General features: G+C 70.3%; 7 protein-coding genes. 3 read left to right on the forward strand and 4 right to left on the reverse strand.

Annotation, left to right across the window (positions count from 1 at the left end; translation table 11 throughout):
- Positions 1-162 precede the first annotated feature (162 nt).
- Positions 163-921: a hypothetical protein gene (locus O3Q52_RS46805; RefSeq protein WP_269654566.1), complete on the reverse strand. Its 759-nt coding sequence runs from the start codon at positions 919-921 to the stop codon at positions 163-165.
- Between the two features lie 200 nt (positions 922-1121).
- Here O3Q52_RS46805 and O3Q52_RS46810 point away from each other — a divergent pair, with 200 nt between their 5' ends.
- Genes O3Q52_RS46810 through O3Q52_RS46820 form a run of 3 tightly spaced genes read left to right on the forward strand, consistent with a single transcriptional unit; the run spans position 1122 to position 4195 of the window.
- Positions 1122-2429 carry a CBS domain-containing protein gene (locus tag O3Q52_RS46810; protein WP_269654567.1) on the forward strand — a complete coding sequence of 436 codons (1308 nt, stop codon included), beginning with the start codon at positions 1122-1124 and terminating at the stop codon, positions 2427-2429.
- Positions 2419-3018: a DUF1003 domain-containing protein gene (locus O3Q52_RS46815; RefSeq protein WP_269654568.1), complete on the forward strand. Its 600-nt coding sequence runs from the start codon at positions 2419-2421 to the stop codon at positions 3016-3018. Before O3Q52_RS46810 ends, O3Q52_RS46815 begins: the two co-directional genes overlap by 11 nt.
- Before the next feature lie 43 nt (positions 3019-3061).
- Positions 3062-4195 (forward strand): Mrp/NBP35 family ATP-binding protein, encoded by a 1134-nt coding sequence (locus O3Q52_RS46820; RefSeq protein ID WP_055610561.1) that lies wholly within the window; start codon positions 3062-3064, stop codon positions 4193-4195.
- Positions 4196-4416: 221 nt separating this feature from the next.
- Here the strand turns inward: O3Q52_RS46820 and O3Q52_RS46825 are convergent, their stop codons facing one another.
- The 3 genes from O3Q52_RS46825 to O3Q52_RS46835 form a co-directional block, all read right to left on the reverse strand.
- On the reverse strand, positions 4417-5073 hold the full coding sequence (locus O3Q52_RS46825) for a hypothetical protein (protein ID WP_269654569.1): 657 nt from the start codon (positions 5071-5073) through the stop codon (positions 4417-4419).
- A gap of 340 nt (positions 5074-5413) precedes the next feature.
- Complete coding sequence (locus tag O3Q52_RS46830) at positions 5414-5866, reverse strand: sec-independent translocase (protein WP_269654570.1); 453 nt, start codon at positions 5864-5866, stop codon at positions 5414-5416.
- 211 nt (positions 5867-6077) lie between these two features.
- A partial coding sequence (locus tag O3Q52_RS46835; RefSeq protein WP_269654571.1) for a PDZ domain-containing protein occupies positions 6078-6369 on the reverse strand: 292 nt, incomplete at its 5' end.

The raw sequence follows: 6369 nt of genomic DNA on the forward strand, positions 1-6369 counted from the left end.
CGGGCTCCGCCCCTGGCTTTTTGTCTTCAGGGGCGCGGGGAACTGCGCGATCGACCACGACGCACCCGCAGGCAACCCGCAGGCCCAACCCCCCAGGGGCGCGGGGAACTGCGCGACCAGCCACCACGCACCCGCAGCCGACCCACAACCCTGCACGGCCCCTCAGGACGACGGGAGCTGCTGTCCGTAGTCGACCGTGTCGTCCTTGTCCGGGGCCTCCAGGGCAAACCCCTTGCCCCAGTCGGTCAAGCGGAGCGTCCCCGCTCCGCCGGCGCGGACGAGGAGGAGAGGGTACGGCTTGCCCTCCAGGGAGACGTCCAGCTCGCCGCCGGAGCCCTTGTCGCCGGTGATGCGGATGGTGCGGAGCCCGCGCTGTTCGTAGCGGCCGTCGGTGGCGAGCTCGCCCTGGAGGGTGAGGAGGCCGTCAAGAAGTACGTCCTTGTTGGTGAAGACGCTGAGCTGCTTGTAGGCGGGGTCGCCCTTGGGGACCTTCACGTACTTGCCCTCGAGCTTGCCCGCGGCCGTCGCACCGGACGCACCGTCGTCGCCCTTGCCGTCCTGGTGGTCCCAGAAGTCCGCGTCGGCCTTGATGAAGAGGTGCTCGTCGACCCGCAGCAGCTGGAACGTCACTCCCTTCGAAGTGACCGAGCCGGTACCGCCGTCACCCTTCAGCTGCATGTCCAGCTTGTAGGTGCGCTTGCCGCTGATCACGGCACCGGACAGCCGTACCGTCTCCGCGGCCCGGGCGGCCGACTGCGTTCTGCTCTGGATCTTGGCCGGGGACAGTTTCCCGACCCCGTTCGTGCCCGCGTCCGGGTCGTCACCGCCGCACCCCGTCACCCCTGTCCCCGTCACGACCAGCGCACACACGGCGCTCGCCAACGTGGCCCTACGGGTACGTCCCTGGGGAATCGCAGTCACAGGTGGCGCTGCCTCTCATGCGGGTGACCTCAACGGCGTACCGCAGCGTACCGGGGCTCCCTACGCCACTCGGAGTCAGTCCGTCCGCACCGCTCACCAGGGCGTATCCGACCGGGACGGGCTAGCCTGAAGCCCACCCGAGCGGACATGACACACCAAAACACCCGTACCGAAGCCCGTACGGAGAAGGAGGCGCGGGCATGGCGGCAGGCGCCCCCAGGATCTTCGTCTCACATCTCTCCGGCATCGCCGTCTTCGACCCGAGCGGCGACCAGGTGGGCCGGGTGCGCGACCTGGTCGCCATGCTGCGCGTCGGGAGGCGGCCCCCTCGGCTGCTCGGCCTCGTCGTCGAACTGTCCACCCGCCGCCGCATCTTCCTGCCCATGACCCGCGTGACCGGCATCGAGTCCGGTCAGGTCATCACCACCGGCGTCCTCAACGTCCGCCGCTTCGAGCAGCGGCCCACCGAGCGGCTGGTCATCGGAGAGCTGCTCGACCGGCGGGTCACGCTCGTCGAGACGGACGAGGAGGTCACCGTCCTCGACATCTCCATCCAGCAGTTGCCCGCCCGTCGCGACTGGGAGATCGACCGGGTCTTCGTACGGAAGGGGCGCATGGGCAGCGCCTTCCGGCGGGCCAGGGGCGAGACGCTGACCGTCGAGTGGTCGGCCGTCACCGGGTTCTCGCTGGAGGAGCACGGGCAGGGCGCCGAGAACCTCCTCGCCACCTTCGAGCAGCTGCGGCCCGCCGACCTCGCGAACGTGCTGCACCATCTGTCCCCCAAGCGGCGCGCGGAGGTCGCGGCCGCGCTGGACGACGACCGGCTCGCGGACGTCCTGGAGGAGCTCCCCGAGGACGACCAGATCGAGATCCTCGGCAAGCTCAAGGAGGAGCGCGCCGCCGACGTCCTGGAGGCGATGGACCCCGACGACGCGGCCGACCTGCTCGCCGAGCTGCCGGAGGAGGACAAGGAGCGTCTGCTGGCGCTGATGCGGCCGGACGACGCGGCGGACGTACGGCGGCTGATGGCGTACGAGGAGCGCACCGCGGGCGGTCTGATGACGACCGAGCCGATCGTGCTGCGTCCCGACGCGACCGTCGCGGACGCGCTCGCGCGGGTGCGCAACCCCGACCTCTCCCCCGCGCTGGCCGCCCAGGTGTACGTGTGCCGCCCGCCGGACGAGACACCGACCGGCAAGTACCTGGGCACGGTCCACTTCCAGCGGCTGCTGCGCGATCCGCCGTACACGCTCGTCGGCTCGATGATCGACGACGATCTGCAGCCGCTGGACCCGGAGGCCGTACTGCCCGTCGTGGCGGGCTTCTTCGCGGCGTACGACATGGTCGCGGCGCCCGTCGTCGACGAGAGCGGCTCACTGCTGGGCGCGGTCACCGTGGACGACGTACTCGACCACATGCTGCCCGAGGACTGGCGCGAGACGGAGTTCCACCTGGACGGGGAGACACCGGCGGAGACGGCCGGTGAGGGGGCTTCTGATGGCTCCTGAGCGCGAGGCCGCCCGCGAACGGGCCGCCACCGGGGCGACCGCCGCCGGCCGGCCGCGCACCCGGCTCGACCAGCCGCAGCCGCCTAGGCGCCGGTTCCTGCCCGAGTACGACCCGGAAGCCTTCGGCCGGCTGTCCGAGCGGATCGCCCGTTTCCTCGGCACCGGGCGGTTCATCGTCTGGATGACGTTCGTCATCATCCTGTGGGTGGTGTGGAACGTGTCCGCGCCACGTGACCTGCGCTTCGACAACTACCCGTTCATCTTCCTGACGCTGATGCTCTCGCTCCAGGCCTCGTACGCCGCCCCGCTGATCCTTCTCGCGCAGAACCGGCAGGACGACCGCGACAAGGTCAACCTCGAACAGGACCGCAAGCAGAACGAGCGGTCCATCGCGGACACCGAGTACCTGACCCGGGAGATCGCCGCGCTGCGCATGGGCCTCGGCGAGGTCGCCACCCGTGACTGGATCCGCTCGGAGCTGGAGGACCTGGTCAAGGAGCTGGACGAACGGCGTCCCGGGGCGCGCGGCGACGCTCGTGTCGTATTCCCGGCAGAACACCCTCGGGGACGTGACGTAGACGACCGGTGACAGGCTTTCCAGGGCCGGTGGGAAGCGCCGTACCATCGACCCTATGGCTACGGAAGACGCGGTGCGTGAAGCACTGGCGACAGTGAACGACCCCGAGATCCATCGCCCGATCACCGAGCTCGGAATGGTCAAGTCGGTGGAGATCGGTGCGGACGGTGCTGTCGCGGTCACCGTCTACCTCACTGTCTCCGGCTGCCCGATGCGCGAGACCATCACGAAGAACGTCACGGACGCCGTCGCGGCGGTCGAGGGCGTCACCCACGTCGACGTGACGCTGGACGTGATGGGCGACGAACAGCGCAAGGAGCTGGCGTCCGCGCTGCGCGGCGGGCAGGGCGAGCGGGAGGTCCCGTTCGCCAAGCCGGGTTCGCTGACGCGTGTGTACGCGGTCGCCTCCGGCAAGGGCGGCGTCGGCAAGTCGTCCGTGACGGTCAACCTCGCGGCGGCGATGGCCGCGGACGGCCTCAAGGTCGGTGTCGTGGACGCCGACATCTACGGCCACTCCGTGCCCCGCATGCTCGGCGCCGACGGCCACCCGACCCAGGTCGAGAACATGATCATGCCGCCGTCGGCGAACGGCGTGAAGGTCATCTCGATCGGCATGTTCACCCCGGGCAACGCGCCCGTCGTGTGGCGCGGCCCGATGCTCCACCGCGCCCTCCAGCAGTTCCTCGCGGACGTCTACTGGGGCGACCTGGACGTCCTGCTCCTGGACCTTCCGCCGGGTACGGGCGACATCGCGATCTCGGTCGCGCAGCTCGTCCCGAACGCGGAGATCCTGGTCGTGACGACTCCCCAGCAGGCCGCGGCCGAGGTCGCCGAGCGGGCCGGCTCGATCGCCGTCCAGACCCACCAGAAGATCGTGGGCGTCGTCGAGAACATGTCGGGCATGCCGTGCCCGCACTGCGACGAGATGGTCGACATCTTCGGCACGGGTGGTGGCCAGTCGGTCGCCGACGGCCTGACCCGCACGACCGGTGCCACCGTCCCGGTGCTCGGCTCCATCCCCATCGACCTCCGCCTCCGCGAGGGCGGCGACGAGGGCAAGCCGGTGGTCCTGACGGACCCCGACTCCCCGGCGGGCTCGGCCCTGCGAGCCATCGCAGGCAAGCTGGGCGGCCGCCAGCGGGGTCTGTCGGGCATGTCCTTGGGCATCACCCCGCGGAACAAGTTCTAGGACGTCGCCCATGGCCCTGCGGCCGTCTCTCGTGGGGCGGCTGCGGGCGAGTGGGGGTTGTTCGCTCAGTTCCCCGCGCCCCTGAAAGCGTGGCTGCACCCCTGCTTTTGTCTTTAGGGGCGCGGCGAACTGCGCGCTCAGCCACCACGCGCCCGCAGCCGACGAACAACACCGAGGAGGGCACCGTCAGCCGACGGTGCCCTCCTCGCTCAGCCCGCCGCCTAGGCGTACGTGGCGATGTCCTTGATCACGGCGAAGCCCAACCCGTACGCGCTCATCCCCCGCCCGTACGCCCCCAGGTGGACCTCCTCCTGCGTGGACCCCGCAAGAACCCACCCGAACTCGGACTCGCGGTAGTGGAACGGCGTCGGAACGCCGTCCACGGGAAGCGAGAGCGTGGACCAGTCGGCGCCGTCGAGATCGTCCGCGAGGACCCACGCCGTCTCGGTCTGCTGGTCCAGCCAGTCGTCCCGCAGCGTGTGGTCCATCTGCCCGGGCCAGGTGAAGGACAGCAGCCCGACCCCCGCGAGCCAGGCAGCCGAGGACACCGAGGTGGCCTCCAGCAGCCCCGTACCGTCGGCGCTGCGCCGCACCGGGCTGGCCGCCACGGTCACCACGACCGCGAACCGCTCCTTGTCCTCCGTGGTCTCGCCGCGTACCGAGGGCTCGTCGCCGTGCCCGATCGATCCGTGCTCAATGGCTCCGTCGGCCGAAGCACCGACCTGCATCAGCCAGCGCGGTCCCGTGAAGGCCTCGTCGAGGCCGTACCACGGGAAGGGCGCCAGCAGGTAGCCGTCGACCGTGCGCCGGGCGGAGGGGACCGGTTGTCCGCCCTCCGCAGCCGGCGCCTGCGCGCCTACCCGACTTGTCGTCTCCATCGCCCGGACGCCTCCTCGCTCTAGTCGGACCGGGCGGCCCGCCCCCCTTCGGGCGTCCTTCCGGTCCGCACAACAACTAGGCAGGATAGCCACAGGTCCGCGGCGCCCTGGGAAACCGGTCGGCTCGTGGGTCGCGTACGCGTCAGATCCGGCCCCCTTTGAGCAGGCAGAACGCAGGCGGCGTACGGGGAAAAGGGGTGCGGGCGACCCGGCCGAAGCGCGTTCCGGACGGCGGGCGTGCCGCACGTCGACGGCCCGCGGGCGTACGCCTCGGACCTGGGCCGTTCAGGCCGGCCCGAGTCGGCCCAGGTCAGGGCCGGTCGGCCGAGACCGGCTCGGCTCAGGTCGCGTCGGCGTCGAACGGCGGGCGCTCGTCCTGATCGAGCTTCTCCCGCTTCTTCGTCATGTCGACGGTGCCGCCGGTGGAACCGGACGAGGAGGACGACGAGGAGGAGGCGGAGGACTCGGACTCGCGGCCATGCACCGCGTCCGTGACGTCGGCCATCTCCTTCTTCAGGTCGAAGCCGTTGCGGATCTCCTTGAGCCCCAGCTCGTCGTTGTCCAGCTGCTTGCGGATGAACGTCTTGGGGTTGAGGTCCTCGAACTCGAAGTCCTTGAACTCCGGGCCGAGTTCCTCGCGGATGTCCGCCTTGGCGCTCTCCGAGAAGTCACGGATCTTGCGGATGGTGCGCGTGACGTCCTGGATCATCTTCGGGAGCTTCTCCGGGCCGAAGACGAGCACGGCAAGGACGACGAGCGTCACGAGCTCGAGCGGTCCTATGTCATTGAACACCTTCAGCTCCTTGCGATGTCCTCGGCCCTCGGCAGGTCTTTCCGTGGTCCGGGCCGGGTCCACGGTACCCGGCGATCCTGTCTGTCCGGTACTGTCCCGGGCCCTCCGACCGCGTGTACACGCCGGGTTTTCCAGGATGTTTGCCTGATGGGGCCCGGGTTCGGCCCGCTTCCTGTGAAGTTCCTGCCGGTTGCCCCGCGCAATCGTCCCGTCAGTCGCCGTCGGCCGAACCGAGGACGAGCGTGACCTTCTTCTCCTTGCCGTCGCGCTCCAGCGTCAGCTCCAGGCGGTCGCCGGGGCGGTGGGCCCGGGTCTTGACGATGAGCTCCTCGCCGGAGTGCACGCGCTGCCCGTCGACCTCGGTGATGACGTCACCGGGCTTGATGCCTGCCCGGTCGCCGGGGCCGTCCTGGTTGACCGGGGGGCTGCCGTCGTTGCCCTTGGTGCCGACGCGGGCGCCGTCGCCGCTGTAGTCCATGTCGAGCGTCACGCCGATCACCGGG

Origin of the sequence: Streptomyces sp. ActVer (assembly GCF_027270795.1) — a bacterium.
Classification (GTDB): domain Bacteria; phylum Actinomycetota; class Actinomycetes; order Streptomycetales; family Streptomycetaceae; genus Streptomyces; species Streptomyces umbrinus_A.

Bases quoted from the DNA above. Each gene is read 5' to 3' on its own strand.
- O3Q52_RS46820 (WP_055610561.1), top strand. From the start codon at position 3,062: ATGGCTACGGAAGACGCGGTGCGTGAAGCACTGGCGACAGTGAACGAC.
- O3Q52_RS46815 (WP_269654568.1), top strand. From the start codon at position 2,419: ATGGCTCCTGAGCGCGAGGCCGCCCGCGAACGGGCCGCCACCGGGGCG.
- O3Q52_RS46810 (WP_269654567.1), top strand. From the start codon at position 1,122: ATGGCGGCAGGCGCCCCCAGGATCTTCGTCTCACATCTCTCCGGCATC.
- O3Q52_RS46825 (WP_269654569.1), bottom strand. From the start codon at position 5,073: ATGGAGACGACAAGTCGGGTAGGCGCGCAGGCGCCGGCTGCGGAGGGC.